The sequence below is a fragment of the Thermomonas aquatica genome, assembly GCF_006337105.1.
In the GTDB taxonomy this organism is placed as follows: Bacteria; Pseudomonadota; Gammaproteobacteria; order Xanthomonadales; family Xanthomonadaceae; genus Thermomonas; species Thermomonas aquatica.
Genome location: NZ_CP040871.1, coordinates 2,768,835 through 2,785,918 on the forward strand (window position 1 = coordinate 2,768,835; position 17,084 = coordinate 2,785,918).

Annotated in this window: 19 protein-coding genes; 3 read left to right on the plus strand and 16 right to left on the minus strand. The window is 70.4% G+C overall.

Features of this window, described 5'->3' with window-relative positions; genetic code table 11:
- Positions 1–45: 45 nt before the first annotated feature.
- The 10 genes from FHQ07_RS13100 to ccoN are packed head-to-tail and all read right to left on the minus strand — an operon-like array spanning position 46 to position 8,861.
- Complete coding sequence (locus tag FHQ07_RS13100) at positions 46–768, minus strand: sulfite exporter TauE/SafE family protein (protein ID WP_139717388.1); 723 nt, start codon at positions 766–768, stop codon at positions 46–48.
- Entirely contained in the window at positions 758–946 is a 189-nt protein-coding gene (gene ccoS, locus FHQ07_RS13105; protein WP_139717390.1) for a cbb3-type cytochrome oxidase assembly protein CcoS, read from the minus strand. The genes FHQ07_RS13100 and ccoS overlap by 11 nt, the downstream gene beginning before the upstream one ends.
- A complete protein-coding gene (locus tag FHQ07_RS13110) occupies positions 946–3,357 on the minus strand; it encodes a heavy metal translocating P-type ATPase (RefSeq protein ID WP_240703500.1) in 2,412 nt (803 codons plus the stop codon). The genes ccoS and FHQ07_RS13110 overlap by 1 nt, the downstream gene beginning before the upstream one ends.
- Positions 3,354–3,863, minus strand: a complete 510-nt coding sequence (locus tag FHQ07_RS13115; protein ID WP_139717394.1) for a FixH family protein — start codon at positions 3,861–3,863, stop codon at positions 3,354–3,356. Before FHQ07_RS13115 ends, FHQ07_RS13110 begins: the two co-directional genes overlap by 4 nt.
- Positions 3,863–5,404 carry a 4Fe-4S dicluster domain-containing protein gene (locus tag FHQ07_RS13120; RefSeq protein WP_139717396.1) on the minus strand — a complete coding sequence of 514 codons (1,542 nt, stop codon included), beginning with the start codon at positions 5,402–5,404 and terminating at the stop codon, positions 3,863–3,865. Before FHQ07_RS13120 ends, FHQ07_RS13115 begins: the two co-directional genes overlap by 1 nt.
- 6 nt (positions 5,405–5,410) lie before the next feature.
- A complete protein-coding gene (locus FHQ07_RS13125) occupies positions 5,411–5,707 on the minus strand; it encodes a hypothetical protein (protein WP_139717398.1) in 297 nt (98 codons plus the stop codon).
- A 9-nt stretch (positions 5,708–5,716) separates the two neighbouring features.
- Complete coding sequence (gene ccoP, locus FHQ07_RS13130; protein WP_139717400.1) at positions 5,717–6,652, minus strand: cytochrome-c oxidase, cbb3-type subunit III; 936 nt, start codon at positions 6,650–6,652, stop codon at positions 5,717–5,719.
- Positions 6,652–6,792, minus strand: a complete 141-nt coding sequence (locus FHQ07_RS13135; protein ID WP_139717402.1) for a cbb3-type cytochrome oxidase subunit 3 — start codon at positions 6,790–6,792, stop codon at positions 6,652–6,654. Before FHQ07_RS13135 ends, ccoP begins: the two co-directional genes overlap by 1 nt.
- A 1-nt stretch (position 6,793) precedes the next feature.
- The gene (ccoO, locus tag FHQ07_RS13140) at positions 6,794–7,417 is read right to left on the minus strand and encodes a cytochrome-c oxidase, cbb3-type subunit II (protein ID WP_139717403.1); all 624 of its coding nucleotides are present in this window, start codon (positions 7,415–7,417) and stop codon (positions 6,794–6,796) included.
- A 7-nt stretch (positions 7,418–7,424) separates the two neighbouring features.
- Positions 7,425–8,861: a cytochrome-c oxidase, cbb3-type subunit I gene (ccoN, locus tag FHQ07_RS13145; protein ID WP_139717405.1), complete on the minus strand. Its 1,437-nt coding sequence runs from the start codon at positions 8,859–8,861 to the stop codon at positions 7,425–7,427.
- Positions 8,862–8,987: 126 nt separating this feature from the next.
- On the opposite strand from ccoN, the gene FHQ07_RS13150 reads away from it, so the two are divergent.
- On the plus strand, positions 8,988–9,767 hold the full coding sequence (locus tag FHQ07_RS13150; RefSeq protein ID WP_168191566.1) for a helix-turn-helix domain-containing protein: 780 nt from the start codon (positions 8,988–8,990) through the stop codon (positions 9,765–9,767).
- Position 9,768: 1 nt separating this feature from the next.
- On the opposite strand, the gene FHQ07_RS13155 is transcribed toward FHQ07_RS13150, so the two are convergent.
- The 3 genes from FHQ07_RS13155 to nirK are packed head-to-tail and all read right to left on the minus strand — an operon-like array spanning position 9,769 to position 12,624.
- Positions 9,769–10,341 carry an SCO family protein gene (locus tag FHQ07_RS13155; protein WP_139717409.1) on the minus strand — a complete coding sequence of 191 codons (573 nt, stop codon included), beginning with the start codon at positions 10,339–10,341 and terminating at the stop codon, positions 9,769–9,771.
- The gene (locus tag FHQ07_RS13160) at positions 10,338–11,105 is read right to left on the minus strand and encodes a formylglycine-generating enzyme family protein (RefSeq protein ID WP_139717421.1); all 768 of its coding nucleotides are present in this window, start codon (positions 11,103–11,105) and stop codon (positions 10,338–10,340) included. The genes FHQ07_RS13155 and FHQ07_RS13160 overlap by 4 nt, the downstream gene beginning before the upstream one ends.
- Before the next feature lies 1 nt (position 11,106).
- Positions 11,107–12,624: a copper-containing nitrite reductase gene (gene nirK / locus FHQ07_RS13165; RefSeq protein ID WP_139717422.1), complete on the minus strand. Its 1,518-nt coding sequence runs from the start codon at positions 12,622–12,624 to the stop codon at positions 11,107–11,109.
- A gap of 203 nt (positions 12,625–12,827) precedes the next feature.
- Here nirK and FHQ07_RS13170 point away from each other — a divergent pair, with 203 nt between their 5' ends.
- Positions 12,828–14,036, plus strand: coding sequence for an alginate export family protein (locus FHQ07_RS13170; RefSeq protein ID WP_139717424.1), 1,209 nt, complete (start codon positions 12,828–12,830; stop codon positions 14,034–14,036).
- An 8-nt stretch (positions 14,037–14,044) separates the two neighbouring features.
- A complete protein-coding gene (locus tag FHQ07_RS13175) occupies positions 14,045–14,323 on the plus strand; it encodes a hypothetical protein (protein ID WP_139717425.1) in 279 nt (92 codons plus the stop codon).
- Positions 14,324–14,326: 3 nt separating this feature from the next.
- Here the strand turns inward: FHQ07_RS13175 and FHQ07_RS13180 are convergent, their stop codons facing one another.
- From FHQ07_RS13180 to FHQ07_RS13190, 3 genes are read right to left on the minus strand one after another with little or no spacing between them, the layout of a single operon-like run.
- Positions 14,327–15,394 (minus strand): PLP-dependent cysteine synthase family protein, encoded by a 1,068-nt coding sequence (locus FHQ07_RS13180; RefSeq protein ID WP_240703501.1) that lies wholly within the window; start codon positions 15,392–15,394, stop codon positions 14,327–14,329.
- Positions 15,391–15,780 carry a SirB2 family protein gene (locus FHQ07_RS13185; RefSeq protein ID WP_139717427.1) on the minus strand — a complete coding sequence of 130 codons (390 nt, stop codon included), beginning with the start codon at positions 15,778–15,780 and terminating at the stop codon, positions 15,391–15,393. The genes FHQ07_RS13180 and FHQ07_RS13185 overlap by 4 nt, the downstream gene beginning before the upstream one ends.
- 14 nt (positions 15,781–15,794) lie before the next feature.
- The gene (locus FHQ07_RS13190) at positions 15,795–17,027 is read right to left on the minus strand and encodes an NnrS family protein (RefSeq protein WP_139717429.1); all 1,233 of its coding nucleotides are present in this window, start codon (positions 17,025–17,027) and stop codon (positions 15,795–15,797) included.
- Positions 17,028–17,084 lie beyond the last annotated feature (57 nt).

Below are 17,084 nucleotides of genomic sequence, written 5' to 3' on the forward strand. Positions count from 1 at the left end.
GCTTCAGGGTGTGCGTTCGCGCCGCGGGGCGCAAGGGGGCAGCGCTTACGGCAGGCTGCGGCAACCCAGCGCGGCCAGCATGCCATGCAGCATGGGGACGTGCATCAACCACGGCCCGGCGAGCGTGAGCAGGCCGGCGCCGATCACCAGCGCGCCCGCCGCGTTGCGCAAACCGCCACGCTGCAACCGTTGGCCGATGCGCGCCCCGGCCCAGGTCAGCGGGATCATCAAGGGCAGGGTGCCCAAGCCGAACGCGGCCATGGTCAGCGCGCCATGCGCGGCGCTGGCCTGCAGCCACGCGGCGGCGAGCAGGGTGGTGCTGAGACCGCACGGCATCCAGCCCCACAGCATGCCGACCGCGAGTCGCTTGCCGGCGGTATCCGCCGGCCATGCGCGCGCGCGCAGCGGCGCCAGCCAACGCCACAGGCGCGCGCCGGAGCCTCCGCCGAACTTCGGCAGGCGATGCGTGCGGTCCAGCAGGCGCAGGCCAGCTATTACCAGCACGATGCCGACCAGCGCCCGCATCGCGATCCCGAGTTGCGGCATGCGTGCCAGCTGCAGCAGGCCGCCGCCGAGCCCGCCGACGATGGCGCCGGCCAGCGCATAGCCCAGCACCCGGCCGAGGTTCGGCAGCGCCGCCATCCACACGCTGTCGCGTTGCCCGACGGCGAGGCTGGTGGCGATGCCGCCGCACATCGCCGCGCAATGCACGGTGCCGAGCAGGCCGCTGGCGAACGCGGCCAGCAGCACCAGGCCGTCAACCGGCATCGTCGCCGGCCTGGTCGCGCGGGTGCCGCGGCGCGGGCGCGTCGTCGTCGCGGAGGATGTCGATGGCCGGGGTGTCGAGGTCGTCGAACTGGCCGCGCTTCACGGCCCACGCGAAGGCCCAGATCGCCACCACCAGCAGCATCAGGCTGAGCGGGATGAGCAGCAGCAGGATGGCCATCAGGCGCGCTCCATGCGCGGTGCGCGCGCCAGCCGCAGCGCATTGAGCGTCACGGTGAGCGAGGACAGGGCCATGCCCAGCGCGGCCAGCCACGGCGTGACCAGCCCGAGCGCGGCGACCGGCAGCGCCAGCAGGTTGTAGCCCAATGCCCAGGCCAGGTTCTGGCGGATCACTGTGCGCGTGCGACGCGCCAGCACGATGGCCTGCGGGATGCGCATCAGGGTGGGTGCGGCCAGCACCAGGTCGGCGTTGCGGGTGGCCAATGCTGCGCCGTCGCCGATGGCGATGGACACGTCGGCGGCGGCCAGCACCGGCGCGTCGTTGATGCCGTCGCCGATCATCGCCACCGCGCGGCCTGCCGATTGCAGGCGCTGCAGTTCGGCGAGCTTCTGTTCGGGCGATCGGCGCGCCAGCGCATGTTCGATGCCGAGCAAGTCGGCGAAGCGGTGGACCGCGGTCGCGCCATCGCCGCTGAGCAGGTGCACATGCATGCCGTGCGCGTGCAAGGCATGCACGGCATCGCCGGCATCCGCGCGCTGGCGTTCGCGGATGCCGAAGCGCGCGTGGGCGCGTTCGCCATCGCCCAGCCACAGCGCGCCGTCGTCCTCGCCCTTGCAGGCGAACGCGGCATGGCCGAGCCGCCAGCGCCTGCCTTCGACGCGGCCTTCGATGCCGGCACCCGCATGGGTGGCGACGTCGCTCGCCTGCGGCGGGTCGACGATGACCGCGAACGCCCTTGCCAGCGGGTGCGTGCTGCCGCGTTCGAGCGCGGCGGCGATGCGCAGCGCATCGACCTGCGACAGATCCGCGAAGGTGGCGATGGCGCCGAGCTCCGGCTCGCCGTCGCTGAGCGTGCCGGTCTTGTCGAACACGACGGTGTCGATGCCGGCCAGCCGTTCCAGCGCATCGGCGCGCACCGGCAGCACGCCGATCTTCGCCAGCGCGCTGTTGGCGGCGGCCAGCGCGGCGGGGATCGCCATCGACAGCGCGCACGGGCAGCTGATCACCAGCCAGGCCAGGGCGACCTCGAAGGCGCGCTCCGGCGCATGCGCGCGCCATGCGGAATACAGCACGACGGCGCCTGCAAGTTGCGCGGTGACGAAGATCCGGGCGATGCGATCCGCGTTGCGCGCGGCGGGCGGGCGCTGCGCCTGCGCGCGTTCGACCAGTGCGGCGAGCTGCGCCAGCCGCGTGTCGCCGCCGGTGCGTTCGACGCGGATGCGCGCGGTGCGGCCGTCGCACAGCGATCCGGCGAGCACTGTGTCGCCGGCCTGCTTGCGCAGCGGACGCGATTCGCCGGTGAGCAGGGCTTCGCCGAAGCGGGCTTCGGCATCCAGCAGCACGCCATCCGCGGGCGCCGCCTCACCCGCCGGAATGCGCACGATGTCGCCGATGGCCAGTTGCGCCAGCGGCACGGTTTCGCTGCCGCCATCGGCGGTTTCGCGCAGCGCCAGGGCGGGCCGCGCGCGGGCGAGGGCATCGACCTGCGCGCTGGCGGTGGTGCGCACGCGTTGCTCCAGCATCCTCGCGAGCAGCAGCAGGAACACGAACATCACCGCGGCGTCGTACCAGACATGCGGGCCGCCGCGCACGGTCTCGACCACGCTGGCGCCGTAGGCGAGCAGGGTGGACGACGCGATCAGCGTATCCATGCCGGGGGCGCGTTCGCGCAGCTCGCGCCAGGCGCCGGACAGGAACGGCCAGCCGGCCCAGAACACCACCGGCGTCGACACCAGGAAGGCGATCCAGCGCAGGAAGTCGCGCATCGGCAGCGACATCTGGTTCGAGGTGTCGAGGTACAGCGCCTCGGCGAACATCATCGCCTGCATCGCGCCCAGCCCGGCGATGCCGATCCGCAGCAGCCAGCGGTTGCGTTCGCGCCGACGTTCGCGTTCGCGTTCCTCGCCGGCGGCGAGATACGGGCGGTAGCCCAATGCCTGCAGCCGCCGCAACGGCCGCGACAGCGGGGTGCGCGCCGGGTCCCAGGCGATGCGGATGCGGCCGGTCACCGCATTGGCGACCACGTCCAGCACGCCGTCCTCGCGCGAGAGCGCGCGATCGATCAGCCAGGCGCAGGCCGCGCAATGCATGCCCTCGGCGACCACCACCAGTTCGCGGCCGCCGTCGACCGCGCGGGCATGGCCGGCGAGCACGTCCTCGCGGTCCCAGTGCGCCAGCGAGCCATCGTCGGGATCGATGCGACGGCCCGGGCGTTCGCGCAGGCGGTAATAGTCGTCGAGGGCGGCGTCGCGGATCCATTGCGCGGCGGCGGCGCAACCGTTGCAGCAGAACTCGCGGGTAACGCCATCGAGTCGAAGCGCGACCGGCGCCGCCGGCAGCGAATCGCCGCAATGGAAGCAGCCGGCGGCCGCGGCAGGCACCGGGCCGGCGACGGCCACCATGCCGTTCATCGCGCGCCCAGGGCGGGCTGCAATCCGGCGCTGCGCTGGTCACGTGGCAGGCGACCTTGCAGGCGCCAACGGCCGTCGACCGGCGCCAGCGTCAACGTCCAGTCATGCGCCTGCGGCAAGGGGTACGCCATCGACCAGCCATCGGCGGAGGGCTGCAGGATGAGCTGGAGGTCGTCCTGCGCGCGGGTGGGGTGGTGCAGGGCCAGCTGCAGCGGTGCGTCCCGCGGGAATGCGCCGTGGGCGGGCAATACGTCGATGCGCTTGTCGCCCACGCGCAGGCTTGCGGCAAGGTCGAGCTCGCGCGCGGCGAGGTCGGGCGCAAGGTCGCTGACCTGGATCTGCGCGGTGCGCTGCACGCGATCCGCCACCGCATCGTTGTTGCCGCTGGAGCGCGCGGCGGCGACCAGCAGCGCCACCGAGGCGACCACCGAGGCGGCCGGGATCGCGGCGACCAGCCACACCATCGGTTCCTTCCATGCCGGGCGCGCGGACAGCGGTGCCTGCATCACAGTGGCCCGAAGAAGCTGCTGTCGACGGTTTCCCTGGCCTTGCCGTCGAGTGCGCTGACCTCGAAGTGCAGCGCATGGCGGCCGCGGGTGCCGGCCGGCGCGACTAGGGTCAGCGGCTGCGAGGCCACCGAACCGGCGGCGACGTCGACGGTCGGGGCTTCGCGCAGGGCGAGCCCTGCGGCATCGCTGGAGAAGGTGATGCGGTAGCGCTGCGCGCGATCGGTCTTGTTGACGATCTTCAGCGTGTAGCCGTTCTCGATGCCGGCGGCGGTCTCGCGGAACAGCGCGTTGCGGTCGCGCAGGACTTCGGCGATCAGCGGGGTGCGATGGGTCACGCCCCAGACCCAGCCGAGCATCAGTGCCAGCAGGATCGTGCCGTACACGAAGATGCGCGGGCGCAGCACGCGCGAAGGCTTGCCGTCGATCGCGTTCTGGGTCGAATAGCGGATGAGTCCCTTCGGATAACCGACCTTCTCCATCACCGCGTCGCAGGCGTCGATGCAGGCGCCGCAGGCGATGCACTCGTACTGCAGGCCGTTGCGGATGTCGATGCCGGTCGGGCAGACCTGCACGCACAGGGTGCAGTCGATGCAGTCGCCGAGTTCGTCCGGCGCGAACTTCGGCAGCGGCGCGGCTTCGGCGCCGGTGTCGAAGGTGATGGTGCCGGCCGCGTGCGCCTGCTGCGCGGCGGCGCTGGGATGGCGGCTGGCGCGGAACACGTAGTCGTAGGCCGTGCCGACGTCGAGCAGGCCGCGCGCGCGTTCCAGCACGCTGCCCAGGCCGCGCTTGCGCGGGCCGCGCGGTTCGCCGCGCATCGGGTCGTAGGCGATGATCAGGGTGTTGCGGTCGAACATCGCGCTCTGGAAGCGCGCATACGGGCACATGTACTTGCACACCTGCTCGCGCAGGAAGCCGGCGTTGCCCCAGGTGGCCAGCGCGTAGAAGAACACCCAGAAGCTTTCCCAGCCGCCCCACTGGTAGGGCCAGGCGCGCGCGGCCAGTTCGCGGATCGGGGTGAAGAAGCCGACGAAGGTGAAGCCGGTCCACAGCGCGAACAACAGCCACACGACGTGCTTGCCGCCCTTGCGCAGGAGTTTCTCGCGCGTCCATGGGCCGGCATCCAGCTTCATCCGCTTGTGGCGGTCGCCTTCGATGGCGCTTTCCATCCACAGGAACACTTCCGTCCACACCGTCTGCGGGCAGGCGTAGCCGCACCACAGGCGTCCGGCCAGCGCGGTGAAGAAGAACAGCGCCAGCGCGGCGATCATCAGCAGCATCGCCAGGAACAGGAAGTCCTGCGGCCAGAAGGTGATGGCGAAGACATGGAACTTGCGCGCCGGCAGGTCGAACAGCACCGCCTGGCGTCCGTCCCAGCTCAGCCACGGGAACAGGTAGAACATGCCGAGCAGCCAGAACACCGCGGCCACCCGCAGGCGGTTCAGCGGGCCGGACACGTCGCGCGGGTAGACCTTGCGTTCGCTGACGTAGGCGGCGCCGCCCGAGTCGAGCACTTCGAGGGGGATCTGCTTGTTGCCCATGCGTGTTTACTGCGGCGGCAGCGGCCGGTTGAAGCGGCTGGCCGGGCGCAGCAGGATCCAGGTGAAGAGGCTGGAAGCGGCGGTGGCCAGCCAGAACATGAAGAAGCCGATGCTGTAGCCCAGGCCGCGGCTGATTTCGATGTTCGGGAAGGTCATGTCGCGCAGCGCCAGCGGGTCGACGAAGGCGAAGAACACCATCGTCGCCACCCCGGCGGCGAAGAAGCTCGGCCACAGGATGGCGCCGACCCGCTGCGCCATCGGGCGCGGCGGGTGGTCGAAGCGGGGCGCGGTATGGTCGGCCATCGGCTCAGTCTAGCGCGGGGTGCCCGCGCCCTTGGCGTTGCCGTTCGAGAGCGACCACACGTACGCCGCCACCAGCCGCGCGCGGGTTTCGCCGAGCAGCGGGCCGTGCGCCGGCATCGAGCCGTGGCGGCCGTTGACGATGGTCTCGCGCAGCGCGGCGGTGCTGTCGCCGTACAGCCAGTAGGCATCGGTCAGGTCGGGGGCGCCGAGTTGCTGGTTGCCCTTGCCGTCCTTGCCGTGGCAGGCGGCGCAGATGTTGTCGAACAGCTTCTGGCCCTGCGCCGCCATGTAGTTGTTCTGCAGGCTCTGCCCCGGGGTGGACAGGGTGCGCACGTAGGCGACCACGTTGTCCACCGCATGTTCGCCGCCCATCCCGGTGAGCACGGTGCCCCACGGCGCCATCACGCCCTCGCGGCCCTTCATCACCGTTTCCAGCACGCGCTCCGGACTGCCGCCCCAGTGCCAGATTTTGTCGGACAGGTTCGGGTAGCCGATCGCGCCCTGCGCCGACGAGCCATGGCAGGTGGAGCAGGTATTGCCGAAGATCGAGCGGCCCAGCTTCAACGCCGCCGGATCGCGGGCGAGCACGTCGATCGACTGGCCCTTGTACGGCGCGAAGGTCTCCTCGAGCTTGGCGTTGTACGCGGCCTTGTCGCGGTCATGCTCGCCGGCCGAGGTCCACCCGGACTTGCCGGCGAAATTGCCCAGGCCCGGATACCAGACCAGGTAACCGATGGCGAACGCGATGGTCAGGTAGAACAGGTTGATCCACCAGCGCGGCAGCGGCTTGTTGTATTCGGTGATGTCGCCGTCCCAGACATGGCTGGTGTCTTCCGGCTTGGGATCGCCGGGGCGGCGCTTGGCGGTCCACCACAGCAGCCAGGCGCAGCCGCCGATGTTGAGCGCGACCAGCACGATGACGTACCACGACCAGCCTGTGCTCATCATGGGCGGTCCTCCATCCCGTCCGACAGCGGCAGGCGCGCGGCCTCGTCGAAGCCCGGCTTGCGGCGCGGGCTCCAGGCCCAGGCCCAGCCGGCCAGGAACACGAGCAGCAACAACGTGGTGATGATGCCGGCAACCATCTCAGCCTCCCTTCGGTGCGTGCTTGCCGAGGCCCTGCAGGTAGGCCACCACGGCATCCAGTTCGGTCTTGCCGGCGACGTCGGTCGCGGCCTTGCCGATCTCGGCATCGGTGTACGGATCGCCGAGGCGTTGCAGCGCGCGCATGTGGTCCTGCACGGTTTCGCCATCGACCTTGTTTTCGGCCAGCCACGGGAAGCTGGGCATGTTGGACTCGGGCACCACGTCGCGCGGGTTCATCAGGTGCACGCGGTGCCAGTCGTCGGAATAGCGGCCGCCGACGCGCGCCAGGTCGGGCCCGGTGCGCTTGCTGCCCCACTGGAAGGGGCGGTCGTAGACCGACTCGCCGGCCAGCGAGTAGTGGCCGTAGCGTTCGGTCTCGAAGCGCAGGGTGCGCACCATCTGCGAATGGCAGTTGTAGCAGCCTTCGCGGATGTACACGTCGCGACCGGCCAGCTGCAGCGCGGGGTAGGGCTTCACCCCGGGCAGCGGCTTGATCGTCTCGGCCTGGAACATCAGCGGCACGATCTCGGCCAGGCCGCCGAACGAAACCGCGACCGCGATCAGCACCGCCAGCAGGCCGACGTTCTTCTCGATCTTCTCGTGGGGATTGTGGTGTTCGCTCATGGGGTCCTCAGGCGCGCGCTTCGGAGGCGTCGGGCGGCAGCACGGCTTGCTCGGTTTCGGTGGCGCCGCGCGCGGTCAGCCAGGTGTTCCAGGCCATCAGCAACATCCCGGCCAGCACCAGCAGCCCGCCGAACAGACGGCCCAGGTAATAGGGATAGGTGGCGTTGAGCGCCTCGACGAAGGTGTAGGTCAGCGTCCCGTCGGGGTTGGTGGCGCGCCACATCAGCCCCTGCATGACGCCGGCGATCCACATCGAGGCGATGTAGAACACCACGCCCAGGGTGTGCAGCCAGAAATGGGTATCGATCCACCTGGTCGAGTGCATCGAGGCCTTGCCGAGCAGGCGCGGCAGCAGCGCGTACAGCGAACCGATCGAGATCATCGCCACCCAGCCCAGCGCGCCGGCGTGGACGTGGCCCACGGTCCAGTCGGTGTAGTGCGACAGCGAGTTGACCGTCTTGATCGACATCATCGGCCCCTCGAAGGTGGCGATCATGTAGAAGCTGATGGCGACGATCAGGAACTTGAGGATCGGGTCGGTGCGCAGCTTGTGCCACACGCCGGACAGCGTGAGGATGCCGTTCATCGCGCCGCCCCAGCTCGGCGCCAGCAGGATCAGCGAGAACACCATGCCCACCGACTGCGCCCAGTCCGGCAGCGCGGTGTACTGCAGGTGGTGCGGGCCGGCCCACATGTAGACCGCGATCAGCGCCCAGAAGTGCACGATCGACAGGCGGTAGGAATAGATCGGCCGCTGCGCCTGCTTCGGCACGAAGTAGTACATCATCCCGAGGAAGCCGGCGGTCAGGAAGAAACCGACCGCGTTGTGGCCGTACCACCACTGCGCCATCGCGTCGACCGCGCCGCTGTAGGCGGAGTAGGACTTCATGGCGCCGGCCGGCATCGCGATGTTGTTGACGATGTGCAGCAGCGCCACGGCGAGGATGAAGCCGCCGTAGAACCAGTTGGCCACGTAGATGTGCTGCACGCGGCGCTTGGCGATGGTGCCGAAGAACAGCCAGGCGTACGAGACCCACACCACCGCGATCAGGATGTCGATCGGCCATTCCAGCTCGGCGTATTCCTTGCCCTGGGTGTAGCCCAGCGGCAGGGTGATGGCGGCGGCCACGATCACCGCCTGCCAGCCCCAGAACACGAAGGCGGCCAGCTTGTCGCTGAGCAGGCGCACGTGGCAGGTGCGCTGGACCACGTGCAGGCTGGTCGCGAACAGCGCGCTGCCGCCGAAGGCGAAGATCACCGCGTTGGTGTGCAGCGGGCGCAGGCGGCCGTAGCTGAGCCAGGGAATGCCCTCGCCGAGGGTCGGCCAGTACAGCTGGGCGGCGATGAACACGCCGACGAGCATGCCGACGATGCCCCAGAGGATCGTGGCGATGGCGAACTGCTTCACCACCTTGTCGTTGTAGGTTTCGCTGACAGCCTGCATGCGTGCCTCCGGAAGTCCGCGGATATGCTACTGGTTGCGCGCCGTACCAGCTTGACCTGGATCAAATCGCGGGCCTTGACTTGTCCGCGCGGGCATCCGCCGCGCGGATCGCCGATAATGGCGGCCATGTCAGCCGACAGCGCAGCGATCCCCCTGGACCTGGCCCGCCTGCGCCGCAGTTGCGCGGAGTGCTCGTTGCAGCGGCTGTGCCTGCCGGCCGGCGTCGATGGCCCGGACCTGGGCCGGCTGGAAGCGGTCGTGCAACGGCGCAAGCCGCTGAAGCCCGGCGAATCGCTGTTCCGCGCGGGCGACCCGCTGGGCTCGGTGTACGTGGCCAGCGAAGGCGCCTTCAAGACCGTCGGCGTCAACGAGGCCGGCGATGAGCACGTGCTGGGCTTCCACCTGCCGGGCGAGCTGTTCGGGCTGGACGCGCTCGGCAGCGGCCGCCACCGCTGCGAGGCGGTCGCCCTGACCGAGGCCCGCGTCTGCGAACTGCCGTTCGCCAGCCTGGCCAGCGTGGCCAGCGAATTGCCCAGCCTGCAGCAGCAGTTGCTGCGGGTGATGGGCCAGAGCACGGACCGCGACCACGACCATGTCGATGTCCTCTCGCGCCGCCAGGCCAGCGAGCGCATCGCGTTGTTCCTGCACGGGCTGGGCGAGCGCTACCGGCGGATCGGGCGGCCCGCCGACGATTTCCAGCTGCCGATGAGCCGCGACGAGATCGCCCGCTACCTGGGCTTGGCGCTGGAAACCGTGAGCCGCAGCTTCAGCCGCATGCACGAAGAGGGCGTGATCGACGTGCACGGCCGCCGGGTGCGGGTGCTGGACGCGAAGCGCCTGCATGCCGCGGCCAGCGGTTGCGAGGCCGAGCTCGCGCGCGATGCGGGGCGGCGTTCGCGCGCCTGAGTTACTTCGCCGCGGCTGCGCGGCGCACGGCGGCGACGAATTCGGGATCCGGCTGGGTGCCCATCTTCTCGGTGCGCGCCAGCACCCGGCCGTCGGCATCCAGCAAGACCAGCGCGCTGCTGTGGTTGAACTGGCCGTCCGCGAGTTGCCGGTAGCGCACGCCGAGCACCGCGGCGATGCCGCGCACGTCGTCCGCCTGCGGCGCCAGCAAGGTCCATCGCCCGCCGTCCAGCTTGCGCTTGTCGACCACGGCCTGCAGCGCCTTCGGGCTGTCGCGGGCCGGGTCCATGCTGACCAGGACGATGCCGATGCGCGCGCGCTCGGCCGGCGCGAGCTGGCGCTCGACCGCCTTGCCGCTGTCCACGATCAGCGGGCAGATGTACTGGCAGGAGGTGTAGAACATCGCCACCAGCCGCGGCTTGCCGCGCAGGGCGCGCCATTCGGTCTTGCGCGCAGCCTGGTCGACCAGCGTCGCCTGCAGCTGGTACACCGAATCCGCGGGCAAGGGCGCATCGCGCGCAGCCGCGGGTGCGGCGGCCAGTGCGAGCAGGGCGGACAGCAACAGGGTCTTCATCGTGCATCCCTCGCGCAGCGGAATCCCAGGTTGGGGGTGACGTCGGCGCCTTCCAGCGAGGACAGCATCGCCACCCGCATGAGCACCGCGTAGTTGTCGCGGTCGTCCATCGACAGCGCGCCGGCGCCGCAGAACTTGGCCTTGTCGGCATCGCCCTGCTTGCGGTTGTCGCCATCGACCAGCAGCGAGGACCAGTCGCCGGTCCATTCCCAGACCAGGCCATGGATGTCGCGCACGCCGTACGCATTCGCGGCCTGCAGGCCGACCCGCGGCAGCGCCGTCTTCGACGAACGCGAATACCAGGCGAGGATGCGTTCGCGCCACACCGGATCCTTGCGCGCGTCCTTGCGCAGTTCGTCGGCGGCGGCCGTGTATTCCCACTCGTTCCAGCTCGGCAGGCGCGCGCCCTGCGCCTTGCAATAGGCATCGGCGGCGAACCAGCTGACGTTGACCACCGGTTGCTGCGGCAAGGCGTTCGCGCCGAGCGTTTGCGGCCCGGCCCAGTGCTGCAGGTAGCGCGCCTCGGTGAACACCGAGGGCGCCTTGCCGCGTTGCCATTGCGGGTTGGCGTTCACGAATGCCAGGAACTGCGCATTGGTGACCGGCGTCTGCATCAGCCGGAACGGCGCGATGCGCACGGACTGCCGGTCTTCGTACTTGAGCGCGGAGCGGAACCCGCCGCCCGGCAGCCGGGCGTAGCCGTCGCCGGCGGCCTGGCCCGCCAGCGGCAGCACGCACAGCAGCAGGGCGGCGAGCCGGCGCATCTCAGTGGCCGTCCGAGCCGTTGGCGGGCTTGGCGGCGCGCGCGGCGGCGGCATCGGCCTTGCTCACCTGGCCGCCGGGGTTGCCCCAGCTGTTGAGCACGTAGGTGCCGATGTTGGCCACCTCGTCGTCGGTCAGCTGGCTCATCGGCGGCATGTTGGAGTTGTAGTCCTTGCCGTTGACCTTCACCGGGCCGACCAGGCCGTGCAGGATGATCTGCGGCACCCGCTTCGGGTTGGCCTTGATGAAGTCGGAGCCGGCCAGCGGCGGGAACACGCCGGGCAGGCCCGCGCCGTCCGGCTGGTGGCAGGTCGAGCAGGTGCCGGCGAACAGCACCTTGCCGGCGGCGATCTGCTCTTCCTTGGTCAGGTTGCCGGTCTTCGCGGACGCGGCGGCCGCGGCCACCGGCGCGCGGCTGGTGCCGGCGGCCTGGTCGCCCAGGTAGACCGCATCGACTTCCTTGCCGGAGTAGATCGTCTTGTCCTCGGGGCCGTCGGCCTTGAGGATCGCCAGCGCGCCCTTGTTGAAGGCGCGGAAGATGCTGTGGTCGACCAGCACGTAGCTGCCCGGCACCTCCATGTGGAATTCCATCATGGCCGCGCCGCCGGCGGGAATCAGCGTGGTCTGCACGTTCTCCTGGTACTTGGTGCCGCCCTCGTACCAGACCTTGTCGAAGATCTCGCCGATCACGTGGAAGCTGGACACCAGGTTCGGCCCGCCGTTGCCGACGTACAGGCGCACCTTCTCGCCGGTCTTGGCGGTCAGCGCCTTGTCGCCGGTCATCGCGCCTTCCATGCCGTTGAACAGCACGTAGGTCGGGTGCTCGTCGATCGCCTTCTCCATCGCGAAGCCCTGGTGGCCTTTCTCGCGGTACTTGCCGGTGGTGTAGAAGTCGCCCTGCATCACGTAGTACTCGCGGTCGACCTTGGGCATGCCCTCCGGCGGCTCGACCAGGATCAGCCCGTACATGCCGTTGGCGATGTGCATGCCGACCGGCGCGGTGGCGCAGTGGTAGACGAACAGGCCGGCGTTGAGCGCCTTGAAGCTGAAACGGCTGACGTGGCCGGGCGCGGTGAAGCTGGACGCCGCGCCGCCGCCGGGGCCGGTCACGCCGTGCAGGTCGATGTTGTGCGGCATCTTGCTGTCCGGCATGTTGCGCAGGTGGAATTCGACGGTGTCGCCCTGGCGCACGCGGATGAAGCTGCCCGGCACGGTGCCGCCGAAGGTCCAGAAGGTGTAGGTGACGCCTTCGGAGATCGGCATCTCCTTCTCGACCACGTCCAGCGAGACGATCACCTTGGCCGGCGCGGTGCGCCCGGTCGCGGGCGGCACGTTCGGCGGCGAGGTCAGCACGGCTTCCACCGGCGCACCCTGCGGCGGGCCGAAGTCGCCCTTGGCCGAGCCGCCGGTGTCGGTCGTTGCCGTCGCCGGTTTCGCGTCGGCGGCGGCGTCCTGCCTGCATGCGGGAAGGGCCATGGCGATGGCGAGGCTGAGGGCGAGAAGCGGGATGGCGCGTTTCATCGGGATTCCCCTTGAGGCAGGTAGTGCGCCGCACGGCGCGTTCGAAGGCTCGATGCGAGCTTGGATTCGGCACCACCGCGGCGCGTTGACCTAGGTCAACCGGGTTCGCCGCGCGCGCCAGCGCCGGCGCATGGCTTGACCTGCATCAACGCGCGGAACGGTCGTGCCGCGGAGGCTGTGCGTATCGCCTCCAGAGTACAGCCATGTCCCGTCCATCGTTCGTCCATTTGCCGCTGCTGCTGTGCGCCGCCGCGCTTCCGGCGCAGGCCCGCGAGACCCCGAAACTGTCCCTGGAATGGGACTTGCGCGCACGCCATGAACAGGTCGACGACGCTGCCTTCGCCGATGCCGCGCGCGCGGATACGCTGCGCCTGCGCGCCGGCCTGCGCTTCGCGTCCGCATCCGGCTGGAACGGTTTGCTGGAAGGCGAGGGCGTGGCCGGCAACAACCGCTACAACAGCGGCGCCAACGGCCGCGGCACGCTGCCGGCGGTGATCGATCCGCACGGCGCCGAACTCAACCAGGCCTGGCTGGGCTGGAAGGGCGCGCGCGGCAACCTGGCGCTGGGCCGGCAGCGCCTGCTGTTCGACAACCAGCGCTGGGTCGGCAACGTCGGCTGGCGGCAGAACGAACAGACCTTCGACGCGCTGGCGCTGGAGTTCGCCCCGCGCAAGGACCTCGCCCTGCGCTATGCCTACCTCGACCGCGTGCACCGCATCAACGGCGACGACGCCCGCGATCCGCTGGCGCGCGAGCGCGCCTTGTCCAGCCACCTGCTCAATGCCGCGTGGAAGCACGGCGCGCAGCAGCTGGCGGGCTACGCCTACCTGCACGAGGACCGCGACGTGGCGGCGGCCTCCACTGCGACATACGGACTGCGCTGGAGCGGCAGCGTGCCGGTTTCGCAGGCGAAGTTCGGCTGGACGCTGGAAACCGCGCGCCAGCGGGACCACGCCAACAACCCGCTGCAGTTCTCGCACGGCTACTGGCTGCTGGAACCTGCGATCACCATGCACGGCATCACCGCGCGCGCCGGCTGGGAACGCCTCGGCGGCAACGGCACGCACGCGCTGCAGACGCCGCTGGCCACCCTGCACGCATTCAACGGCTGGGCCGACAAGTTCCTGGTCACGCCGGCCAACGGCCTGGACGATCGCTATCTGGGCCTTGGCGGCGCCTTCGGCCGCGAGCGCGCCGGCGCGCGCATGGGCTGGCAGCTGGCCTGGCACGACTACCGCGCCGACCATGGCGATGCGCACTACGGCAGCGAATGGAACGCGTCGCTCAGCCTGCCGCTGGCCAAGGGCGTGAGCGGCCTGCTGAAGTTCGCCGACTACCGCGCCGACGCCTATGCGCGCGATACCCGCAAGCTCTGGCTGCAGGTCGAATACAAGGGCAGCGCGGCGCCATGAAGGACGCGATGGCTGCCATCGTCGACGCGCCCGCGCCCGAGCCCGAGCGCATCCAGGGCTGGCGCTGCATCGGCTGCGGCAAGGTGGATGCGCCGCGGCCCTGCATCGGCGTCTGCCAGGACCGCAAGTTCGAGCTGGTGGCCGCCGCCGACTACGACGCCTTGCTGACCCGCGTGCGCGCGCTGGAAGGCGCGCTTAGGCTGATCGCGCACACCATGCCGCGCGAGGACAGGCTGGCGGATTCGTGGCAGGCGCTGCAGGGGCTGGCGCGTCGCCTGCTGGGTTGAGGCTCAGGCGGCGCGCAGCCGGGCCGACAGGCGCGCCTCGCTTGCCGCCGGATCGATCCCGTGCGCGGCCAGCCAGCCGTCGTCGAACAGGGTGCCGGCATAGCGTTCGCCGCGATCGCAGAGCAGGGTGACGATGCTGCCGGCCTCGCCGCGTTCGCGCATCGCGGTCGCCAGTTGCAGGCAGGCGACCAGGTTGGTGCCGGAGGAGCCGCCGTAGCGGCGGCCGAGCAGGCGTTCCAGCAGGCGCATGGCGGCGATCGAATCGGCGTCGCCGACCTCGACCAGCGCATCCACCACGTCGAACAGGAAGCCAGGTTCCACCCGCGCGCGGCCGATGCCCTCGATCAGGGTGTCGCGGCTGGCCGTGGCCCGCGGATCGCGGCTGCGCCAGCCATGGGCGAAGGCGCGGCCCGACGGTTCGGCCACGCACAGCCGCGTCTCCAGGCCGCGATAGCGCAGGAAGCGGCCGATGGTGGCCGAAGTGCCGCCGGTGCCGGCACCGCAGACGATCCATGCCGGCTGCGGATGCGGTTCGCGCGCCAGCTGGCCGATGATGGATTCGGCGATGTTGTTGTTGCCGCGCCAGTCGGTGGCGCGCTCGGCCAGGCCGAACTGGTCGAGGAAGCAGGCGCCGTCGGCGGCGATCGCGAGGGCGCGCGCCTGCGGGCACTGATCGCCATGGGTCAGTTCGCAATGCCCGCCCAGCGTGCGCACCGCCTCGATCTTCGCCGGCGCGGTGCTGGCCGGCATCACCGCCACGAACGGCAGGCCGAGCAGCCGCGCGAACCAGGCTTCGGAGATCGCGGTGCTGCCGGACGAGGCATCGACGACCGTTTGTCCTTCGCGCAGGCGGCCGTTGCACAGCGCGTACAGGAACAGCGAACGCGCCAGCCGGTGCTTGAGGCTGCCGGTCGGGTGCGCGGCCTCGTCCTTGAAATAGAAGTCGATGCCGGGGAAGCCGGCGAAGCGCATGTGCAGCAGGTGGGTGTCGGCGGAACGCGCGGCCTCGCGGTGCAGTTGCGCGATCGCCTCCGCCGCCCAACGGCGCTCGCGTGCGGCGTCGCCGCTCACGCCAGCCAGCCCAGCGGGTTGTGCGCGCGGGCGATGCCGTAGACCTGGGCGAACACCAGCAGCGCGGCGATGTAGCAGAGCGCGCGCGTGCGCTGGCTGCGCCCGGGCCGCATCGCGAACACGCCGAGCACGACATAGACGACGACCAGCACCAGCTTGGCCGCCAGCCAGCCGTTGGCGAACATCGCCCACGGCAGGATGGTCAGCAACATCAGCGCGGCGGTGAGCAGGGCGGTGTCGATGCCGTAGCTCAGCAGCTTCACCGGCAGCGCCTGCGGCCAGCGCGCGCCGCCCAGCGCGAACGCGCCGCGCAGGGCGAACAGCGCGCCGCTGAGCAGGGCGACGCTCATGTGGAAGAGCTTGATCTGCGGATAGAACTCGAACATCCGGTCGGGCCTGCTCAGCCCGGCTTGCCGTCGGCGCGCGGCGACAGGTAGATGCGGCCGATGCGCAGCACCCACGGCGCGAACGCGAGCAGCCAGCCGAGCGCGGCGCAGGCCATCCACGCGGCGGGATCGTCGGCGAGCTCCGCGCCGATGCGGGCGAAGGCGACGACCTGCACCGCGGCGAACGCCCACCACGCCGCCTTCGGCATGAACAGCGGTTGCCCGGAATGGCCCTGGGTCACGCGCGTCACCATCGCCACCAGCACGCTGCCGAAGAAACCGACGAACAGCGCATGCGCCGGCGCGCGACCGAGGAAATAGATCCCGGTCATCGCATAGGCCAGGCTCTGGCCCGCATACAGCGCGAAGGTCAGCGGCAGCCAGGCCAGGCCGATGAACAGCACCGCCAGCAGCCCCGGCATGCGGCCGCGCGGCCACAGCTTCCAGTTCATCAGCAGCGCCAGCGCGAACAGCGGCACATCGACCAGCCACAGCCACGCATAGACGTGGAACAGCTCGAGCAGCAGGTGCGCGAGCAGCAGCGGCCAGAACGCGGCCAGCAGCCACAGCGGTCGCCACGGTTGGTAGCCCATCACCGCGTTGCCGGCGAAGAACGGGAACATCCGGTGGGCGACGGTGAGATACACCGGCAGCAGGAAGCCGAAGGTGCCGATCTTGATGCTGGCGAAGGCATACAGCGGCTGTTCGTTGAGCAGGAAGGCGAACCACAGCAGCAGGCCGGCCAGGCCCAGCAGCAATGCGGCCATGCACGAACGCGCATGCCAGGTGGTGCCGCGCTCGCGCCACAGCAGCGGCAGCAGGTGGGCGATGCCGGCCATCCAGCCGGCAAGCGTCATCAGGGTGCCGACCACCATCCCCGACTGCCAGCCGAGCGCGCCGAGCAGGGTCGCCAGCTGTCCGCCGAACAGGCCAAGCCCGACCGGCGCATAGCGCCAGCGCTGCAGCTCGGGCAGGCCCATCCAGCGCGGGAACACGGTGAGCAGGAAGCCGAAGATGAAGCTGGGCAGCATCTGGTACTGCATGACGAAGGCATGCAGCCAGCCGGCGTACGGCGTCGGTTGCGGCATCTCCCACAGTTGCCAGCGGGTGTTGGCCAGCCAGGCCGCCCACCACAGCATCGCCAGCAGGATGTTGCCGGCGCCGACGAAGAACAGCAGGCGGTGCGGTGCGGCGGCGAGCAGGCGCGGCGAGAGGGCGGAGGGCATCGGTGGCGGACTTGCGGACATGCGGCGATTGTTCGCGCCGGCCGTGTCGCGTGCCTTGATCCAGGTCAGCTGGTCCCG